The organism is Pleomorphomonas sp. T1.2MG-36 (assembly GCF_950100655.1).
Taxonomy (GTDB): Bacteria; Pseudomonadota; Alphaproteobacteria; order Rhizobiales; family Pleomorphomonadaceae; genus Pleomorphomonas.
This window is the reverse complement of the sequence record NZ_CATNLY010000001.1, coordinates 916,863-935,474: the sequence shown is the minus strand read 5'-3', so window position 1 is coordinate 935,474 and position 18,612 is coordinate 916,863. Positions and strand designations below refer to the sequence as shown.

21 protein-coding genes and 1 pseudogene are annotated in these 18,612 nt (G+C 64.5%); 11 read left to right on the top strand and 11 right to left on the bottom strand.

Annotated elements, in window-relative coordinates; genetic code table 11:
• Window positions 1-35: 35 nt before the first annotated feature.
• The 8 genes from grxD to purC all read right to left on the bottom strand — a co-directional run bounded on the left by grxD (window position 36) and on the right by purC (window position 5,854).
• Complete coding sequence (gene grxD / locus QQZ18_RS04375; RefSeq protein WP_284538255.1) at window positions 36-377, bottom strand: Grx4 family monothiol glutaredoxin; 342 nt, start codon at window positions 375-377, stop codon at window positions 36-38.
• A 51-nt stretch (window positions 378-428) separates the two neighbouring features.
• Entirely contained in the window at window positions 429-659 is a 231-nt protein-coding gene (locus QQZ18_RS04370) for a BolA family protein (RefSeq protein WP_284538846.1), read from the bottom strand.
• Between the two features lie 134 nt (window positions 660-793).
• A complete protein-coding gene (gene purL / locus QQZ18_RS04365) occupies window positions 794-3,037 on the bottom strand; it encodes a phosphoribosylformylglycinamidine synthase subunit PurL (protein ID WP_446728610.1) in 2,244 nt (747 codons plus the stop codon).
• A gap of 90 nt (window positions 3,038-3,127) precedes the next feature.
• The gene (locus QQZ18_RS04360; protein WP_284538251.1) at window positions 3,128-3,694 is read right to left on the bottom strand and encodes a BLUF domain-containing protein; all 567 of its coding nucleotides are present in this window, start codon (window positions 3,692-3,694) and stop codon (window positions 3,128-3,130) included.
• Window positions 3,695-3,879: 185 nt separating this feature from the next.
• Entirely contained in the window at window positions 3,880-4,551 is a 672-nt protein-coding gene (gene purQ, locus QQZ18_RS04355; RefSeq protein WP_284538249.1) for a phosphoribosylformylglycinamidine synthase subunit PurQ, read from the bottom strand.
• A gap of 20 nt (window positions 4,552-4,571) precedes the next feature.
• Window positions 4,572-4,691 carry a phosphoribosylformylglycinamidine synthase-associated small membrane protein gene (locus tag QQZ18_RS04350; protein WP_284538247.1) on the bottom strand — a complete coding sequence of 40 codons (120 nt, stop codon included), beginning with the start codon at window positions 4,689-4,691 and terminating at the stop codon, window positions 4,572-4,574.
• Between the two features lie 7 nt (window positions 4,692-4,698).
• Entirely contained in the window at window positions 4,699-4,941 is a 243-nt protein-coding gene (gene purS, locus QQZ18_RS04345; protein ID WP_100078764.1) for a phosphoribosylformylglycinamidine synthase subunit PurS, read from the bottom strand.
• A 115-nt stretch (window positions 4,942-5,056) separates the two neighbouring features.
• Window positions 5,057-5,854 (bottom strand): phosphoribosylaminoimidazolesuccinocarboxamide synthase, encoded by a 798-nt coding sequence (gene purC / locus QQZ18_RS04340; protein ID WP_026782764.1) that lies wholly within the window; start codon window positions 5,852-5,854, stop codon window positions 5,057-5,059.
• Window positions 5,855-6,263: 409 nt separating this feature from the next.
• Between purC and QQZ18_RS04335 the strand changes: the two genes are divergently transcribed.
• Window positions 6,264-6,587, top strand: a complete 324-nt coding sequence (locus QQZ18_RS04335) for a DUF1476 domain-containing protein (RefSeq protein WP_446728609.1) — start codon at window positions 6,264-6,266, stop codon at window positions 6,585-6,587.
• Window positions 6,588-6,603: 16 nt separating this feature from the next.
• Window positions 6,604-7,377, top strand: a complete 774-nt coding sequence (locus QQZ18_RS04330; RefSeq protein WP_284538238.1) for an HpcH/HpaI aldolase family protein — start codon at window positions 6,604-6,606, stop codon at window positions 7,375-7,377.
• A gap of 26 nt (window positions 7,378-7,403) precedes the next feature.
• Here QQZ18_RS04330 and QQZ18_RS04325 read toward each other — a convergent pair whose 3' ends face one another.
• A complete protein-coding gene (locus QQZ18_RS04325; protein WP_284538236.1) occupies window positions 7,404-7,964 on the bottom strand; it encodes an RBBP9/YdeN family alpha/beta hydrolase in 561 nt (186 codons plus the stop codon).
• A gap of 289 nt (window positions 7,965-8,253) precedes the next feature.
• Between QQZ18_RS04325 and QQZ18_RS04320 the strand changes: the two genes are divergently transcribed.
• Complete coding sequence (locus QQZ18_RS04320; protein WP_284538234.1) at window positions 8,254-8,586, top strand: ArsR/SmtB family transcription factor; 333 nt, start codon at window positions 8,254-8,256, stop codon at window positions 8,584-8,586.
• On the top strand, window positions 8,579-9,049 hold the full coding sequence (locus tag QQZ18_RS04315; RefSeq protein ID WP_284538232.1) for an SRPBCC family protein: 471 nt from the start codon (window positions 8,579-8,581) through the stop codon (window positions 9,047-9,049). Before QQZ18_RS04320 ends, QQZ18_RS04315 begins: the two co-directional genes overlap by 8 nt.
• 46 nt (window positions 9,050-9,095) lie before the next feature.
• On the opposite strand, the gene purB is transcribed toward QQZ18_RS04315, so the two are convergent.
• Both purB and QQZ18_RS04305 read right to left on the bottom strand, forming a co-directional pair.
• Window positions 9,096-10,421 carry an adenylosuccinate lyase gene (purB, locus tag QQZ18_RS04310; RefSeq protein ID WP_284538230.1) on the bottom strand — a complete coding sequence of 442 codons (1,326 nt, stop codon included), beginning with the start codon at window positions 10,419-10,421 and terminating at the stop codon, window positions 9,096-9,098.
• Window positions 10,422-10,586: 165 nt separating this feature from the next.
• Window positions 10,587-11,147, bottom strand: coding sequence for a flavin reductase (locus tag QQZ18_RS04305; protein ID WP_284538228.1), 561 nt, complete (start codon window positions 11,145-11,147; stop codon window positions 10,587-10,589).
• A 376-nt stretch (window positions 11,148-11,523) separates the two neighbouring features.
• Here QQZ18_RS04305 and QQZ18_RS04300 point away from each other — a divergent pair, with 376 nt between their 5' ends.
• The 7 genes and pseudogenes from QQZ18_RS04300 to QQZ18_RS04270 all read left to right on the top strand — a co-directional run bounded on the left by QQZ18_RS04300 (window position 11,524) and on the right by QQZ18_RS04270 (window position 18,413).
• Window positions 11,524-12,444, top strand: a complete 921-nt coding sequence (locus QQZ18_RS04300) for a branched-chain amino acid ABC transporter permease (protein WP_284538226.1) — start codon at window positions 11,524-11,526, stop codon at window positions 12,442-12,444.
• A gap of 2 nt (window positions 12,445-12,446) precedes the next feature.
• Entirely contained in the window at window positions 12,447-13,841 is a 1,395-nt protein-coding gene (gene livM / locus QQZ18_RS04295) for a high-affinity branched-chain amino acid ABC transporter permease LivM (RefSeq protein WP_284538224.1), read from the top strand.
• 1 nt (window position 13,842) lies between these two features.
• Window positions 13,843-14,697 (top strand): annotated as a pseudogene (locus QQZ18_RS04290) (ABC transporter ATP-binding protein); the annotation flags it as partial.
• Between the two features lie 26 nt (window positions 14,698-14,723).
• The gene (locus QQZ18_RS04285) at window positions 14,724-15,461 is read left to right on the top strand and encodes an ABC transporter ATP-binding protein (RefSeq protein ID WP_284538219.1); all 738 of its coding nucleotides are present in this window, start codon (window positions 14,724-14,726) and stop codon (window positions 15,459-15,461) included.
• A 71-nt stretch (window positions 15,462-15,532) separates the two neighbouring features.
• Window positions 15,533-15,880, top strand: a complete 348-nt coding sequence (locus QQZ18_RS04280; protein ID WP_284538217.1) for a DUF6867 family protein — start codon at window positions 15,533-15,535, stop codon at window positions 15,878-15,880.
• A gap of 164 nt (window positions 15,881-16,044) precedes the next feature.
• A complete protein-coding gene (locus QQZ18_RS04275) occupies window positions 16,045-17,163 on the top strand; it encodes a branched-chain amino acid ABC transporter substrate-binding protein (protein ID WP_284538215.1) in 1,119 nt (372 codons plus the stop codon).
• A gap of 140 nt (window positions 17,164-17,303) precedes the next feature.
• Entirely contained in the window at window positions 17,304-18,413 is a 1,110-nt protein-coding gene (locus QQZ18_RS04270; RefSeq protein WP_284538213.1) for a branched-chain amino acid ABC transporter substrate-binding protein, read from the top strand.
• Window positions 18,414-18,612 lie beyond the last annotated feature (199 nt).

Below are 18,612 nucleotides of genomic sequence, written 5' to 3'. Positions count from 1 at the left end.
AGGGCTTTCCAAAACGCATCGGCAGTGGCCTGACCTTACTCCGCGGCCGCCTCGTTGACGGCGATACCGGCCTCCTTCAGGTGAGCCTGAAGCTCCTGCTTCTGGAACATCTCACGGACGATGTCGCAGCCGCCGACGAATTCGCCCTTCACGTAGAGCTGCGGCAGCGTCGGCCAGTTGGAATAGGCCTTGATGCCATCGCGCAGTTCGGGGTTGTCCAGCACGTTGACGCCCTTGAACGGCACGCCGAGGTAGCCGAGGATCTGCACGACCTGCCCGGAGAAGCCGCACTGTGGAAAGTCCGGCGTGCCCTTCATGAACAGGACGATATCGTTGCTCTTCACTTCGTTGTCGATGAACGACTTGATGTCAGCCATGGGTCTACCTCGGTCGATCGGATTCAAGGTCCGAATTGGAAGCATTCAAAGTTAAGGCGCGCTGGTCTGAAGTGCAAGGGCATGCAGCTCGCCACCCATTTTTCCTTTGAGTGCGTCGTAAACGAGTTGATGCTGCTTGACCCGCGACAGGCCGCGGAAGGCTTCCGATACGACGATGGCCGAATAATGATCGCCGTCTCCGGCAAGATCGCGGATTTCGACGCTGGCGTCCGGCAGCGCTTCCTTGATCATCGCCTCGATGTCTCTTGCCTGCATGGCCATGTCGAGCATCCTTCTTCTCGTTGCCGGCCGGGAGTCGCCCGGCACCCTTCGATCAGATGGCATCATCCGGTCAAAAAGGAAATGCTCCGGGCTGACACCTTCGAGCATATTCCGCAGATCCGGATCGGCCGTGCTTACGCCTTGCCGCCCATGAAGGCCGGGAACCAGCCATCATAAGCCGCCTTGAGATCGGCGATGGACGCCTTGCCGGCGGGGCCGAAGTCGACCGCGTCGCCGCCCACCGTTCCGACCCGCTCGACGCTGACGCCGGCCTTGGCGGCGTCGGCCAGGATGGCGGCGCTGTCGCCAGGCTTCACGGCGATCAGGTAGCGGGCCTGATCCTCGGCGAACGCGGCCACGTGCGGCGCTAGGCCGCCAAGCGCGACGCTGACGCCGCGCCGGCCGGCCATGGCCATTTCGGCCAGCGCCACGGCAAGGCCGCCGTCGGAAAGGTCGTGACAGGTAGAAACGCGGCCGGAGGCGATGAGACCACGCACGAAGTCGCCGTGCTTCTTTTCAAGCGCAAGGTCGACCGGCGGCGGCGTGCCTTCCTCGCGGCCGTGCAGATCGCGCAGATAGACGGATTGGCCGAGGTGGCTGCCGTGGCCGCCGATGAGAAGAACCTCGTCGCCATCGGCCTTGAAGGCGATGGTGGCCATCTTCGTCACGTCCGGCAAGAGGCCGACGCCGACGATGGTGGGGGAGGGCAGGATGCCTTCGCCGTTGGTCTCGTTGTAGAGCGACACGTTGCCCGAGACGATCGGGAAGTTCAGCGCCCGGCAGGCCTCGGCGATGCCCTGAAGCGCCCGCACGAACTGGCCCATGGCCTCGGGCTTCTCCGGGTTGCCGAAGTTGAGATTGTCGGTCAGCGCGATCGGGTCGCCGCCGACGGCGGTGACGTTGCGCCAGCTCTCGGCCACGGCCTGCTTGCCGCCCTCGAACGGATCGGCGTCGCAGTAGCGCGGCGTCACGTCGGCCGACATGGCGAGCGCCTTGTTCTTGCCTTCGATGCGGACGACACCGGCGTCGCCGCCGGGGATCTGCGCCGAGTTGCCCAGGACGAGGCAGTCGTACTGCTCGTAGACCCAGGCACGCGACGACTGGTCCGGTGCGCCCATCAGGCGGACGAGCGCGGCGCCGACGTCGTTGACGGCCGGAATGGCATCGGCCGAGAGCGGCGCCGCCTTCCTGGGCTCGACCCAGGGACGGTCGTATTCGGGGGCTTCGTCGCCCAGTTCCTTGATCGGCAGGTCGGCCACTTCCTTGCCCTGCCAGATGATGCGGAAGCGCAGGTCGTCGGTGGTCTCGCCGCAAACGGCGAAGTCGAGCTCCCACTTGCGGAAGACGGCCTCGGCCTCCTTCTCCTTGGAGGGCTCCAGCACCATCAGCATGCGCTCCTGGCTTTCGGAGAGCATCATCTCGTAGGGCGTCATGTCCTCTTCGCGCTGCGGCACGCGGTCGAGGTCGAGGCGGATGCCGAGGTTGCCCTTGGCGCCCATTTCAACGGCCGAGCAGGTGAGGCCGGCGGCGCCCATGTCCTGGATTGCGACGACGGCGCCGGTCTTCATCAGCTCGAGGCAGGCTTCCAGCAGGCGCTTCTCGGTGAAGGGGTCGCCGACCTGCACGGTCGGACGCTTCTCCTCGATGGTGTCGTCGAACTCCGCCGAGGCCATGGTGGCGCCACCGACGCCGTCGCGGCCGGTCTTGGCGCCGAGATAGACGACAGGCAGGCCGACGCCCTTGGCCTCCGAAAGGAAGATGCCGTCGCGCCGGGCGATGCCCAGGGCGAAGGCGTTGACGAGGCAGTTGCCATTGTAGCGGGCATGGAAGCGGACTTCGCCGCCGATGGTCGGAACGCCGAAGGAATTGCCGTAGCCGCCGACACCGGCGACCACACCGGCGACGAGATGGCGGGTCTTGGGATGATCCGGCTCGCCGAAGGACAGCGAGTTCATGGCGGCGATCGGCCGCGCGCCCATGGTGAACACGTCGCGCAGGATGCCGCCGACGCCCGTCGTCGCGCCCTGATAGGGCTCGATGTAGGACGGGTGGTTGTGGCTCTCCATCTTGAAGATGGCAACGTCGCCGTCGCCGATGTCGATCACGCCGGCATTCTCGCCCGGGCCGATGACGACCTTGTCGCCCTTGGTCGGCAGCGTCTTCAGCCACTTCTTGGACGACTTGTAGGAGCAGTGCTCGTTCCACATGGCCGAGAAGATGCCGAGTTCCGTCAAGGTCGGCTTGCGCCCGATCAGACGGAGGATGCGCTCATACTCGTCGGGCTTGAGCCCATGGCGGGCGATGAGGTCGGGCGTGATGTCGATATCGTTCTGGAACACGGGCAAACCCCCTGGAGACCGGGCCGGCGGTTGGGGCAGGGGATAGAACGACTGGCGCAAAACCGCAAGAAAGCGGCGGCACAAAAAACAGGGTGTCGGCTATTTTTCAGGCGCGAACGGTGGCCGTCCTCAGATTGATGCCATGGTCTTGGTGTTGACGACCCTGATGGTCTCGACCGGCGGGTCCTGCCTGGGCGGCGCAGGGCGCAGCGCGGCGGCCGGCGGCTGCGGCGGCAGGGTCGGCGAACGCAGGTCGGCAAGCCCGGTGCGCTGCACGTAAAGCGTATCGAGGGCGCAGAATTCCCGCACGAAGTCGAGTACCGCCGCCGCCGACATGGTCGTCGGGTTGATGTCGACCGTCGGGCTGTATTTCAGATAGAGGCGCTCGGCGTCGATGGTTCGGCCGGCGTAGCCGACGGCCCAGCCCTCGAACACCCGCTTGTCGATGGTGGTGATGGCGAGAACCGTCAGATCTTCGATGCGAGGGTCTTCGAACAGCAGCCGCAGGCGCTTCGAGACCTGCTCGCGCGCGCCTTCGATGGCCTCCATCATGTACTTCTCGTTGAAGACCAAGCCGCCGGTCAGTCCGGAAGCTGGGCTATACTCACTTGCCGCCGCCAGGATGCTTTTGATCATCCCGGCAGACTCACCGATTTTGACGTTGGTGCGACCGTAGAACACCAGGCGAGACAGCATGGCAGAACGCTCCGGCCAATGTTGATCCAGTTAACACAGATGCCCGTTCGTGACAGACAAATGGTTACCGAAGCCGGCCGTGCGGAAAAAACGGAACGCTATCTGCTTTTTGGGAAAAGTAGAGGTTAATCGGCTCGCAATAACTGTCAATGTGCACAATCACAACCGATGGTGCACCGACCGCGTCAGGCAGCGATGGAGGTGACGACGCTCTCGAACAGACCGCGACCGTCGAGACCGCCGTGCAGGGCTTCGATCAGATTTTCGGGGTGCGGCATCATGCCCAGCACGTTGCCGGCGTCGTTGAGGATGCCGGCGATATCGTTGATCGAGCCGTTGGGATTCGTGCCGTCGGCGTAGCGGAAGGCCACGCGGCCCTCGCCCTCGAGGCGCGCCAGGGTTTCCGGGTCGGCAAAATAGTTGCCGTCGTGATGAGCCACCGGGCAGCGGATCACCTGGCCCTTGGCGTAGGCGCGGGTGAAGTCGGTGTCGTTGTTGGTAACCTCGAGCTTCACTTCCTTGCAGACGAAGCGAAGGTGGGCGTTGCGCATCAGCGCGCCGGGCAGAAGGCCCGCCTCGGTGAGGATCTGGAAGCCGTTGCAGACGCCGAGGACGCGAACGCCCGCCTTGGCCTTCCTCGCCACGTCCAACATGGCCGGCGAGCGGGCGGCGATGGCGCCGCAACGCAGATAGTCGCCGTAGGAGAAGCCGCCGGGCAGAACGATCAGGTCGACATCCGGCAGCGTCGCGTCCTGATGCCAGACGACGGTCGGCTGGATGCCGGTGACCGAGTGCAGGGCCTTGACCATGTCGTGGTCGCGGTTGGAGCCGGGAAAGAGGACGACGGCCGAGCGCATATCGTGTTCTCCTCGAAAGGTCAGGGCATCAGGAACAGGACGGCAAGGGTGGCGGCAACGATGGGAACGCCGATGAAGATCGCCGCCTTGATCAGCATGAAACGAATGATCCGGCGCGTATCGTCGGAGCCGTCGGTCATGCTGGCTTCAGCCGAGAACGGCGATGTCGTAGTTCTCGATGACGGTGTTGGCGAGCAGCTTCTCGCACATGTCGGCGACCGTGGCGCGAGCCTTGTCCGGGTCGGTCTCGGCCAGGGCCAGATCGACGATCTTGCCCTGGCGGGCGCCGTCGATGCCGGCAAACCCGAGGCCGCGCAACGCGCCCTCGATCGCCTTGCCCTGCGGGTCGAGAACGCCCGCCTTGAGGGTGATGGTGACGCGCACTTTCATGGCCGTATCCCGAAAATGAAGAACGCCGGGGGAATAACCCGGCGTTCTCGGATTCACAAGTCGGTTTTCGCGGCGTCCCAGCCTTTGGTGGCGCCGCTTTGCGCAGCGCCTGTCTTCATTTCACCAGCGTCGGGCCGGACGGGCGCGTCTGCTCGGACTCGTTGAGGATGCCGAGGCGGCGGGCGACTTCGGTGTAGCTCTCGACGAGACCGCCCATGTCCTTGCGGAAGCGATCCTTGTCGAGGCGATCTCCGGTGGCGATGTCCCACAGGCGGCAGCTGTCGGGGCTGATCTCGTCGGCAACGACGATGCGCATCATGTCGCCTTCCCAGAGGCGGCCGCATTCCATCTTGAAGTCGACGAGACGGATGCCGACGCCGAGGAACAGACCGGCCAGGAAGTCGTTGACGCGGATGGCCAGCGCCATGATGTCGTCGATTTCCTGCGGCGAGGCCCAGCCGAAGGCGGTGATGTGCTCTTCGGAGACCATCGGGTCCTTGAGCTCGTCGCTCTTGAAATAGAACTCGATGATCGAACGCGGCAGCTGCGTGCCCTCTTCGATCCCGAGTCGCGTGGCGATCGAGCCCGCCGCGACGTTGCGCACCACCACCTCAAGCGGAATGATCTCCACCTCGCGGATCAACTGCTCGCGCATGTTGAGCCGACGGATGAAATGGGTGGGAATGCCCATGTTGTTGAGATGGGTGAAGAGATATTCCGAAATCCGGTTGTTCAGAACACCCTTGCCGTCGATGATTTCGTGCTTCTTGGCATTGAACGCCGTAGCGTCGTCCTTGAAGTGTTGAATCAACGTACCCGGCTCGGGACCTTCGTACAGGATCTTGGCCTTACCTTCGTAGATACGCCGGCGGCGGTTCATGGGGATATACCGTGGTCTGTTGATGAAATCCATGAGGCCGGGGCTCCGGGTCCGATGTACAAAATGGCCCGCTTGACGCCTCGGCGGGAATTCAGCATGCGATCCCACGACGATCGGAGCGCGACGCCCTCTCAGCGTGGAAACATTCTAAGCACAGAAAGCGGGCGAACTGACGTCCGCCCGCTCCCTCGCCTGAAGGGCACACTATCCGATCGGGTTGCGGATAACAATCCCGTCGTGCTGCAATTTCGCGTAGTGGTCATTCCTTAATTTTTGCGACCCTCTGCCGACTTCCGGCCAAGTTGATCACGGCGGTGTGAAAGCTTATATTCAATTCAAGGAGAGTGTTTGAGCTTCTCCCTGCTAGAGAAAGGAGGTTCGGATGTCCGCCACATGGAGCCGAAGCCTACCTTTGTCGGGCGAGAGCGGCCACAACGGCACCATCGCAGTCTTCGACAACCGCGAAAAAGCCTTCGAGATCAAGTTCGCTCTCGATGAGGAGCTGAGGTTCCGCGCCACGGCGCGGCGCAACAAGCTCATCGGGCTGTGGGCGGCGGGCAAATTGGGGATGGGCGAGCCGGAGGCGGCCGACTATGCTCGCTCGGTCGTCTTTGCGGATCTCACTCGGGTCGGTGGTCGCGACATCTCCGCCAAGCTGGCGGCCGACCTTGCCGATGCCGGCGTTCCCGTGACGGATGACGAGATACAGACGGCGATGCGCGATTTCATGACGCGCGCCGAACTCGAGATCAGGACCGAAGCCTGATCCGTCCGAAAGGGAGATGATGGAACGTCCATCCTTGCGCGCCGCTCTTGCCGGCGCTCGTCCGCTCAGGGTCGGCTGGTCGTGCCTGCCCGATCCGCTGGCCGCCGAGACCATGGCTCGGGCCGGTTTCGAAGCGGTGCTGATCGATCTGCAGCATGGCGTGATCGACATGGGCGTGGCGCCGGCCATGCTCGCCGCCATTCGTGCTGCCGGTGATTACGCGCTGGCGCGCATTCCCGTCGGCGAATACCAGTCGGCTTCGCGACTGCTCGACTGGGGCGCCGAGATGGTCGTGGCGCCGATGATCGAGACGGTGGAGGACGCCCGCGCCTTCGTGTCCTTCATGAAATATCCGCCGGACGGCCAGCGGTCCTACGGGCCGGCCCGTGCCGTTCAACTGTCGGGCCTGTCGGCCGATGCCTATCGGACGTCGGCCAATGGCTCGACGCTCGCCGTGGTGATGATCGAAACGCGGTCGGCGCTCGCCAACCTCGATGCCATCCTGGCGGTGCCGGGCATCGACGGCGTGTTCGTCGGCCCCTACGATCTGTCCATCGCGCTGTCGCCCGATGGCGAGCCGGGGCTCGACCGGCCGGACACGATCGCCGCCATGGAACGCGTGGTGCGGCAGGCCAAGGCCGCCAACAAGGTGTGCGGAGCGTTCGGCGCCAATGCGGCGCTGGTGCGACGCTACCTCGGGCTCGGCTTCACCTTTGCCACGCTGTCGACCGACATGGACCTCATCGCCGCCGCCACCAAGGCGGCGATCGCCGAAGTGGAAGGCAGCTGAACGGACGTCAAGCGCCGCGGCGCCGATCAGGGCGTCGCGGGCGCGCCGACCCGCTTCAGGAGCATCGCGAAGCGCGTCAGCCCCTCCGGCCACGGGCCGTAGCCGGTCTCGCCATTGATGTGGCCGGCAAATCCTGCGTCGACGAAATCAGATCCCCAGGCGGCGGCGTACTCGTCGGCCCGCTCGAAGGCGCAATAGGGATCGTCCCGGCTCGCGATCAGCATCGACGGGAAGGGCAGGGGATCGGTGGAGAGGCCGGCGAAGCTGGCAATCTCCGGAGTCTCCAGCCGGTCCACGTCGGGCAGTCCGACCAGAAAGGCGGCGGCCACCTTGCGTCCGACATAGGGGGCGGCATGGATCACCGTGGCGACGCCGAGCGAGTGGGCGACGAGCACCACCGGCCGGCTCGCCTTGCCGACGGCGATGCCGAGGGCGGACACCCAGGCGTCGCGCTCGGGCTTGGTCCAGTCGCGCTGGGCGACGCGGCGCGCTGTCGGCAGGCGCTTTTCCCAGCGGGATTGCCAATGGTCGGGGCCGGAGTTGTTCCAGCCGGGAACGATGAGGATGTCGCATTCTGAGGTCTTCATGGTGCGACCTTGAATGGCTTTCGGGCGGATTGCAAGGCAAGCCGTTTCGCCACCGTCCTGCAACTTCATCTTCTGAGTCCGCTGCCGTTCCGTGTTGAAGCTCATGTGGAGATTCAATGCGATCCTCTGTGTTTTCAATTGGTTATCAGTAGATCCTTCGTCTGGGTAAGGCTCCTGTCGCCGTTGTGACGGTGATTCATCCGGCTCCCTGATGTTCCGATTCAACTTGAGCCGAGGGCATCCCGCCGATGCTGTTGACAGTCTCGTAAGTTATGGCTTACGGTAAGTAATGGCTAACATGAACTCCGCGCTGCTCGCCCTTGCCGATCCCACCCGTCGTTCGGTGTTCGAGCGCGTTGCTCGGGCTCCCGCCGCGGTCGGCGATATCGCCAGGGGACTGCCGGTATCTCGCCCGGCCGTGTCGCAGCATCTCAAGGTGCTGAAGGAGGCCGGATTGGTGTTGGACCATGCCGATGGCGCACGGCGCATCTATCGCATCGATCCCAGGGGGCTCGGCCCGCTCAGGGCTTGGCTCGATCAGTTCTGGGGCGTGGCTCTCGACGCCTTCGCCGCCGATCTCGAAGCGCAAGCACAGGATGAGAAGGATGACGACCATGACTGACACGATCGTTGCCGCACCCGTTCGCCGCTCGGTGACCGTCAGGGCGGAGCCGGCACGCGCCTTCCAGGCCTTCGTCGGGAACATCGGCCGCTGGTGGCCGCGGAGTCACGCCATTGGCGGCAAGCCGCTCGTCGATGCCGTGTTGGAACCGAAGGCTGGCGGTCGCTGGTATGAGGTGAGCGAGGATGGGTCGACCTGCGACTGGGGCAAGGTTCTGGCCTACGAGCCGCCGGGGCGTCTCGTTCTTGCCTGGCAGATCGATGCCGACTGGAGGTACGATCCCGATCTCATTACCGAGGTCGAGGTGCTGTTCATCGCCGATGGCGCCAATACCCGCGTCGAGCTTGAGCACCGAAACATCGAGCGCTTCGGATCAAAGGCGGCGGCTGTGGCCGAAATGATCGGCTCCGACGGCGGCTGGCCGCTCATCCTCGGGCTTTATGCGGAGAGCGCCGCGGCCTGAGCTCGCTATGGAAGAAAGCCCCGGATGACCGGGGCTTTCGGTGGGGTTACTCGCCGAACACGCGGGCGAAGATCGTTTCGACGTGCTTCAAGTGATAGTCGAGGTCGAACTTGTCGCGGATCTCCTCCTCGGAGAGCGCGGCGCGCACTTCCGAGTCCTTCAGGAGTTCCGTGAGGAAGTCGACGTTGGAGCTGCCGCCGTGGTGGTAGCTTTCCCAGACCTTCATGGCGTTGCGCTGGACGAGGCGGTAGGCATCCTCGCGCGACACGCCGGCTTGCGTCAGCGCCAGCAGGATGCGCTGGGAATGCACGAGGCCGCCGAGGCGGTCCATGTTGGCGACCATCCGTTCCGGATAGACCAGGAGCTTGTCGACGACGCTGGTAAGGCGGGCGAGGGCGAAGTCGAGCGTGATGGTGGCATCCGGGCCGATGTAGCGCTCGACCGAGGAGTGGGAAATGTCGCGCTCGTGCCAGAGGGCGACGTTCTCCAGCGCGGGCGTCACGGCGGCGCGGACGACGCGGGCAAGGCCCGTGAGGTTCTCGGTCAGCACCGGGTTGCGCTTGTGCGGCATGGCCGACGAGCCCTTCTGGCCGGGCGAGAAATACTCCTCGGCTTCCAGCACCTCGGTCCGCTGCAGGTGGCGGATCTCGATGGCGAGGCGCTCGATCGACGAGGCGACGACGCCCAGCGTCGCAAAGAACATGGCGTGGCGGTCGCGCGGGATGACCTGTGTCGACACCGGCTCGGGACGCAGGCCAAGGGCCTCGGCGACGTGAATCTCGACGCGCGGATCGATATTGGCGAAGGTGCCGACGGCGCCGGAAATGGCGCAGGTGGAAATCTCCTCGCGGGCGGCGACGAGGCGGGCGCGGCAGCGGTCGAACTCGGCGTAGGCCTCAGCCATCTTGAGGCCGAAGGTGACCGGCTCGGCGTGGATGCCGTGGCTGCGGCCGATGCAGACGGTGCGCTTGTGTTCCTTGGCGCGGCGCTTCAGCGCGGCGAGCAGCGCATCGACATCGGCGATCAGCAGATCGGCGGCGCGCTTCAGCTGAATGTTGAAGCAGGTGTCGAGCACGTCCGACGAGGTCAGGCCCTGATGGACGAAGCGGCTGTCGGGCCCGACGAACTCGGCGAGATGGGTGAGAAAGGCGATGACGTCGTGCTTGGTGACACGCTCGATTTCGTCGATGCGGTCGACGTCGAATGTCGCCGCGCCGCCCTTTTCCCAGATGGTCTTGGCCGCGTCCTTCGGCACCACGCCGATGGCGGCGAGAGCGTCGGTGGCATGAGCCTCGATCTCGAACCAGATACGGAACTTGGTTTCCTGGCTCCAGATGGCGGTCATCTCGGGGCGGGCGTAGCGCGGGATCATGGCTCGACCTTTTCAACGAAGGGGATGGCGCGCGGTTTAGCAGGAAGGGCGAGGGTGCTCAACCGGCGTCGCAACTCCGGGCGCGATCCGGCATTCCGGGGACTCATGAACTGAGTCCGAACTCTGGGTTAAGTCTCTGATCTGAAATATATATCTGCCGCCGGCTCAGGCTTCGCCGTAATGCCGGTCGTGGTAGATCAGCACTTCCTTGGCGCCGGTGGAATCGCGCGGCTTGGTCAATGTGGCGACCACCGTGCCGAAGTAGACGGTATGCGAGCCGACGTCCTGGAACGACAGGAGGCGGCAATCGAGCGCCATGATGGCGTCCGTCAGGATGGGCGAGCCGGTGGAAAGCGCGGTCCAGTCGCCGTGCTTGAATCGATCGTCTAGGTGAAGGCCGGTTCGGCCGGCAAAAATGTTGGCCAGTGTCACTGCATCTTTAGGTAGCAGATTGACCGAGAACTGGGCATTCTCCTGCATCAGCCTGTTCTGAGGGCTCTTGCGGTTGAGGCAGACCAGAATGGTTGGCGGATCGTCGGACACGGACGCGACGGCGGTGGCCGTAAAACCGGCCTTTCCGGCCGGTCCTGCGGTGGTCACGATGTTGACGCCCGACGGCAGGCGCGCAATGGCATTGCGGAATGCCTCGCCGGTGGCTGGCTGCAGGGCGTCCGTGGCGCTTTCCTGCCCAGAAATGTCGCGACCGGCTGTGCTGTCGGTGGCCATCGTTGCCTCTCGCTAAGCGAATCCGTTGATCTGCCTACGCTTATCACGAACGGAGCGGCTGTCAGACCCCCATAATGCGGTCACGCCAAAAACGGCAAACTTCTTGCATGGGGTCGTCGGGGCGCGGGTGGAACTTTGAGCGAGCCTTTTCGGAGATTACGCGTAAATCACCGAGAATGGTTCGTCTTATGGTGAAATTCGCTGGTTGCCGGCGTAAAACACCGGCTTTTTCTTCGCGAAGGGGGATTCCACACGCAATGCCAAGGGGCTCGGTTGTCTTGATCGATCGATCCTGTTAATGGAATCCATAACGCCCACAAATGAAGCAGCCTGGAAAATGCTGCCACGGAGGGCGTCTGCAGGGGGTCTCAGTTTCATGGAAGTTTTCGTCCAGCAGGTGATCAATGGGATCACGATCGGATCGCTGTACGGTCTGATCGCCATTGGTTACACCATGGTTTTCGGCATCATCGGCATGGTGAATTTCGCCCATGGCGATGTGTTCATGGTGTCTGCCTTCTTCGCTCTCATCTTTCTCCTGGTGCTGACCTCGTGGTTCGGCATCGCTTCGATGACATTGGCGCTCATTCTCGTCATGGTCGTGGCGATGGTGCTCACGGGCTTGCTCGTCTGGGCGATCGAGCGGGTGGCCTATGCGCCGCTCAGGGGGTCGTTCCGCCTGGCGCCGCTCATCTCGGCCATCGGCATGTCGATCGTGCTGTCCAACTTCATCCAGGTTGCCCAGGGGCCGCGCAACAAGCCGATCCCGCCGGTCACCCGTGAGGTCTACACACTGTGGGAAGGGGCCAACGGCTATCCGGTCAACATTTCGCTGAAGCAGATCATCATCTGGGTGGTGACGGCGCTGTTGCTCGCCGCGTTCTGGTACGTGGTGCAGAAGACGGCCCTCGGCCGGGCGCAACGCGCCTGCGAGCAGGACCGCAAGATGGCGTCTCTTCTCGGCGTCAACGTCGACCGCACCATCTCGCTGACCTTCGTCATCGGCGCGGCGCTGGCCGCCGTCGCGGGCACGCTGTTCCTGATGTACTACGGCGTCGTGGTGTTTTCCGACGGCTTCACGCCGGGCGTCAAAGCCTTCACGGCGGCGGTTCTCGGCGGCATCGGCTCGCTGCCGGGCGCGGTTCTCGGCGGGCTGCTGATCGGCCTCATCGAGACGCTGTGGGGCCAGTATGTGTCGGCGGACTATCAGAACGTCGCCGCCTTCTCGATCCTGGTCATCGTGCTGATCTTCATGCCGCAGGGCCTGCTCGGGCGTCCGGAAGTCGAGAAGGTCTGATCATGAATTCAGCTGTGAAGTCTAAGGACAGGGCGGGCATCGATTTCGGCCGCGCCCTCAAGGACGGCGTGATCATCGGCATCATCGCCTTCGCCCTGCTCGGGCCTCTGGTCGGCCTCAAGACCGACCAGAACATGGCCAACGAACTGATCCTGCAGAACAGGCTCGGCCTTGCCGCCATATTGTCGGTGATCGTCGGCGTCGGCAGGTTCCTGCTGTCGGCCTTCATCTATCCGTGGATCGCCGCTCGCGGCAATCGCAGCAAGGCGGCGGTGACGCTGGCCGAACTCGAGGCGCGGGCCAGGGTCACCCGGGGGCTTTCCATCACCGGTCTGATCTTCCTGTTCGTCTACCCGATCCTGATCATCTCGCTGTTCGGCGTCCAGGGCTCGATCAAGTGGGTCGACAACTACGGCGTCCAGATCCTGATCTACGTGATGCTGGGCTGGGGCCTCAACATCGTCATCGGCCTCGCCGGCCTGCTCGATCTCGGCTACGTCGCGTTCTACGCCGTCGGCGCCTACTCCTATGCGCTGCTCGCCATCAATTTCCATCTGAGCTTCTGGGTGCTGCTGCCGGTGGCCGGCATTCTCGCCGCCTTCTGGGGCATCATCCTCGGTTTCCCGGTGCTCCGGCTCCGAGGCGACTATCTCGCCATCGTCACGCTGGCCTTCGGCGAGATCATTCGTCTGGTGCTGATCAACTGGAAGGACTTCTCCGGCGGCTCGGCGGGCATCTCGTCGATCCCGAAGGTGACGATGTTCGGCATCTACTCCTTCGACATGAGCGCCACCAACAGCTTCGTCAAGGCGTTCCATCTGGCGCCTTCGTCGGCCTACTACAAGGTGTTCCTGTACTACCTCATCCTGCTCCTGGCGCTGCTCACCGCCTTCATCACCCTCAGGCTTCGCCGCCTGCCGATCGGTCGTGCCTGGGAGGCGCTGCGCGAGGATGAGGTGGCCTGCCGGTCGCTCGGCATCAACACCACCAACACGAAGCTGACGGCGTTCGCCATCGGCGCCATGTTCGGTGGCTTCGCCGGGTCCTTCTTCGCCGCCCGCCAGGGCTTCGTCTCGCCGGAATCCTTCATCTTCATGGAATCGGCCGTCATCGTCGCCATCGTCGTGCTGGGCGGCATGGGGTCGATGATCGGCGTTGCGCTGGCGGCGGTGGCCATGATCGGCGGCACCGAGCTTTTGCGCGAACTCGACTTCCTGAAGCTGGTGTTCGGCAAGGACTTCAACCCCGACCAGTACCGCATGCTGCTGTTCGGCCTCGCCATGGTGATCATCATGGTGTGGAAACCGAGAGGCTTCGTCTCAGCCCGTCAGCCAACCGCCTTCCTGTTCAAGCGGAAATCGGTTTCAGGCGATCTCGTGAAGGAAGGCCACGGCTGACATGACCACCTCTCATCGGAACTGGGACAGCGACCCTGTCCTCACCGTCGAGCATCTGACCATGCGGTTCGGCGGTCTCGTGGCGGTGAACGACCTCAGCTTCTCCGTCGGCCGTGGCGACATCACGGCGCTGATCGGCCCCAACGGCGCCGGCAAGACGACGGTGTTCAACTGCATCACCGGCTTCTACAAGCCGACCACCGGCATGATGTCGATGCGGACGCGGGACGGATCGTTGCATCTTCTCGAGCGGCTGCCCGACTTCATCGTCGCCCGCAAGGCGAAAGTGGCTCGCACCTTCCAGAACATCCGCCTGTTCTCGGGCATGACGCTTCTGGAAAACCTGCTGGTCGCCCAGCACAATCCGCTGATGATCGCCTCGGGCATGACCATCCTCGGCGTGCTCGGCATCGGCGGCTACAAGATCAGGGAAAGGGAAGCGATCGAACGGGCTCGCTACTGGCTCGACAAGATCGGTCTGCTCTCCCGCGCCGACGATCCGGCCGGCGATCTGCCTTACGGCGCGCAACGCCGCCTGGAGATCGCCCGTGCCATGTGCACCGGTCCGGATCTTCTCTGCCTCGACGAGCCCGCCGCCGGCCTCAACCCGCGCGAGTCGGCCGAGCTCAACGCGCTGCTCCTGTCGATCCGCAAGGACGACGGCACGTCGATCCTGCTCATCGAACACGACATGTCGGTGGTGATGGGCATCTCCGACCATGTCGTCGTGCTCGAATACGGCACCAAGATCGCTGACGGTACGCCCACCGAAACGCGGAACGATCCGCGCGTCATCGCCGCCTATCTCGGCGTCGATGACGAAGAGGTGGAAGGGATCGAGCATCAGCTCGACGAAGCGACCGGCAACGAAGGGGGCAGGGCATGAGCGCCACGGAAACCAAGCCCCTGCTGACGGTCAGGGGGGTCAAGACCTACTACGGCAACATCATCGCGCTGAAGGGTGTCGACGTCGACGTTCATCAGGGCGAGATCGTCACGCTGATCGGCGCCAACGGCGCCGGCAAGTCGACGCTGATGATGACCATCTGCGGCAACCCGAGGGCGCGCGAGGGATCGATCGTCTACGACGGGCAGGACATCACCCGCCTGCCGACGCACGAGATCGCCCGCCTCCGGATCGCCCAGTCGCCCGAAGGGCGGCGCATCTTCCCGCGCATGACGGTGCTCGAGAACCTGCAGATGGGCGCGTCGATCGACAATATGGAGTTCTTCGACACCGACATCCAGTACATGTTCGACCTGTTCCCGCGCCTCAAGGAACGCCTCAACCAGCGCGGCGGCACGTTGTCGGGCGGCGAGCAGCAGATGCTGGCCATCGCCCGCGCGCTGATGGCGCGTCCGAAGCTCCTGATGCTCGACGAGCCGTCGCTCGGCCTGGCGCCGCTGATCGTCAAGCAGATCTTCGACGCCATCCGTGAGCTCAACCGGCGCGACGGCCTCACGGTGTTCCTGGTCGAGCAGAACGCCTTCCACGCGCTGAAGCTCGCCCACCGCGGCTATGTGATGGTCAATGGCGTCATCACCATGAGCGGTTCCGGCCGTGAGCTTCTGGAGAACCCCGAGGTGCGCGCCGCGTATCTCGAGGGTGGTGCCCACTGAACATGATCGAGTTTGTCGCACGGGGAAAACCGGCGTCCGCCGTCCCCTGACAAGCTTCAAGGAGAACCACAATGCAGGGCATCCTCTACGAGGAAGCATCGAGCCTCACCTTCGTCTTCGTGACGTTGCTGCTGGGCGGTCTCGGTGCCTGGATGACCGGTCGCGCCTGCGCCAAGACATGGCGACCCCGGACGATCATGGCGATCTATGTCGCCATCCTCTCCGTCGGCATCCGCTTCATCCATTTCTCGATCTTCAGCGGCACGCTTCTGTCGCTGCACTATTACGTCGTCGATGCGATCGTGCTCGAAGCCATCGCCTTCGCCGGATTCCAGTTTACGCGGGCGCGCCAAATGGCTACGCAGTACTACTGGCTGTACGAGTTGACCGGTCCTTTCTCGTGGAAGGGGCGCGGTTGAGCCGAAACGACGGGGCCGAGGTTGGTTTTCAACCAAGGCCAGGCGTTCCGGGCGGTGGCCGATCATGGAGCAGGGGTTTTCTCCGTCGGTCGCCGCTTTGATACCCAGGGGTTCGGGCTAGAACCCACCAGACTTCCAGTGACAGAATAATGGGAGACCACAACATGAAGAAGTTCCTCCTGTCCGGCGTCGTGTTTGCTGCTGGCCTCGCCTTCGCCGGCGCTGCCTCGGCCGACGTCATCATCGGCGTCGCCGGTCCGCTGACCGGTCCGAACGCCGCCTTCGGCTCGCAGCTCCAGAAGGGCGCGGAGCAGGCGGCCGCCGACATCAACGCCGCCGGCGGCATCAATGGCGAGAAGGTGGTGGTCGAGCTCGGCGACGACGTGTCGGACCCCAAGCAGGGCGTCTCGGTCGCCAACAAGTTCGTGGGTGACGGCGTCAAGTTCGTGGTCGGCCACTTCAACTCGTCGGTGTCGATCCCCGCGTCGGAAGTCTATGCCGAGAACGGCATCTTCCAGGTGACGCCGGCCTCCACCAATCCGAGCTTCACCGAGCGCGGCCTCTGGAACACCTTCCGCGTCTGCGGCCGTGACGACCAGCAGGGCGCCGTCGCCGGCAAGTACATCGCCGAGAAGCTCGCCGGCAAGAAGGTGGCCGTGCTGCACGACAAGACCACCTATGGCCAGGGCCTCGCCGACGAGACCAAGAAGGCGCTCAACGCCGCCGGCGTCACCGAAGCCCTCTATGAAGGCGTCAACGTCGGCGACAAGGACTTCTCGGCCCTCATCTCCAAGATGAAGGAAGCCGGCGTCGAGGTCATCTACTGGGGCGGCCTGCACACCGAAGGCGGCCTGATCGCCCGCCAGTCGTCGGAAGCCGGCCTCAAGGCGACCATGATGTCGGGTGACGGCATCGCCTCCGACGAGTTCGCCGCCATCGGCGGTCCGGCCGTCGAGGGGACGCTGATGACCTTCGGCCCCGACCCGCGCCAGAACCCGGCCGCCACGGAAGCCGTGAAGAAGTTCCGTGACGCTGGCTTCGAGCCCGAGGCCTACACGCTCTACAGCTACGCCGCCGTGCAGATCATCGCCGCCGGTGCCAAGGCGGCCGGCTCGACCGATCCGCAGGCTGTGGCCGATGCCGTCCACAAGGGTGAGAAGATCTCCACCGTCATCGGCGATCTCGCCTATGACGAGAAGGGCGACCGCAAGGACGCCGACTACACCGTGTACCAGTGGTACAAGGCCGACGACGGCAAGATCACCTACAAGATGCTGCCGTAAGTCGCTGTCCGGCTGCTTCGGCGGCCGGGCATGGCGATCCTTCATCGAGCGCCGCCGGATCACTCCGGCGGCGTTTCGTTTTTGCGGCCAAGCTGCTATTGCATGATGACGAGGTGGACGGCAGAGGGCGTCGGTTGGTCATGGCGGGTATCTGGGGCGGCATTTGTCGGGCGTGTCTGCCGGTCGTGGCCCTGGCGGCCTTGCTGTCGTCGGCGCGGGCCGATGTGGTGATCGGCATCGCCGGTCCGATGGGCGGCAGCTTCGCCGACGTCGGGCGCGACATCAAAGCCGGCGTCGAGATCGCCGTGGCCGCAGCCAACGCGCGCGGCGGCATTGGCGGCGAAAAGATCGTCACCGTCTCCGTCGACGACAAGTGCGAGGCGGAGACCGGTACCGCCGTCGCCAACCAGTTGATCGGCAAGGGCGTGCGGGCGGTCATCGGTCACGCCTGCACGGCGGCGGCGCTGCCGGCCGCCCGCGTCTACGCCAACGGCGGCGTACTGTTCCTGTCGCCGGTTGCCACCAACCCGCGCTTCACCGACGAGAGGGCCGGCGCCGGGGTGTTTCGTCTGGCCATCCGGTCCGACCGCGAGGGACGGGCGATCGCCGACTATCTCAAGGACAAGTTCAAGGGCAAGCGCGTCGCCTTCGTCCACGACGGCAGCGTGTACGGCCAGGGGCTCGTCGAGCAGGCGGCCAAGCTGTTCGCGGATGGCGGCGGCGCCGTTGCCATGACGGAAAGCTTCACCCCCGGCGAGAAGAGCCAGAACAACCTGATCGGCAAGATCCAGGATGCGGCGGTGTCGGCGGTGGTGATGGGCGCCCTGCAGGCCGACGCGGCGGTGATCGCCGGAGAGGTGCGCGCGCGCGGCCTCGATGCGGCGCTCATCGGCAACGAGGCGTTGGCGCTCTCGGAGTTCAAGGCGCTGGCCGGCGCGGCCGCCGAAGGCACCGTGTTCTTCCTGCCGACCGTCGACAAGTCGCGACCGGAGGCGGTGGGTCTCCTGCTGTCGCTTGAGGAACGGCAGCTGATGCCGACCGACACCGTCTTCACCGCCCATGCCGCGGCGGAAGCGGCGATCGCGGCGCTCGGCAAGAGCGACGATCTCGGCGCGGCGGCGGATTTCCTGCGCAAGAGCGGCGCCGACACCGTGCTCGGCAAGGTCACCTTCGACGACAAGGGCGACTGGAGCGCGGCGGCCTATCTGCCCCGGATCTGGCGGGGCGACGCCTTCGCGCCGCTGCCCTGACGGAGCTCTCGGCCATCGAGTCGTCTCGGGGTGGCCGGCCGCCATGCATGGCTTTCACTGGCGTTTGCCGCCGGCAACTGGTACTGTCAATCCGACGACAAACGAGCATGCGTGCCGCTCGAGCCCCCGCGTCGCTCCCTGAAAGAGAGCGTGCGGATGAGCAGCCGGATCGCCCCGAAATGGGCGCCGGCTCCTGGAT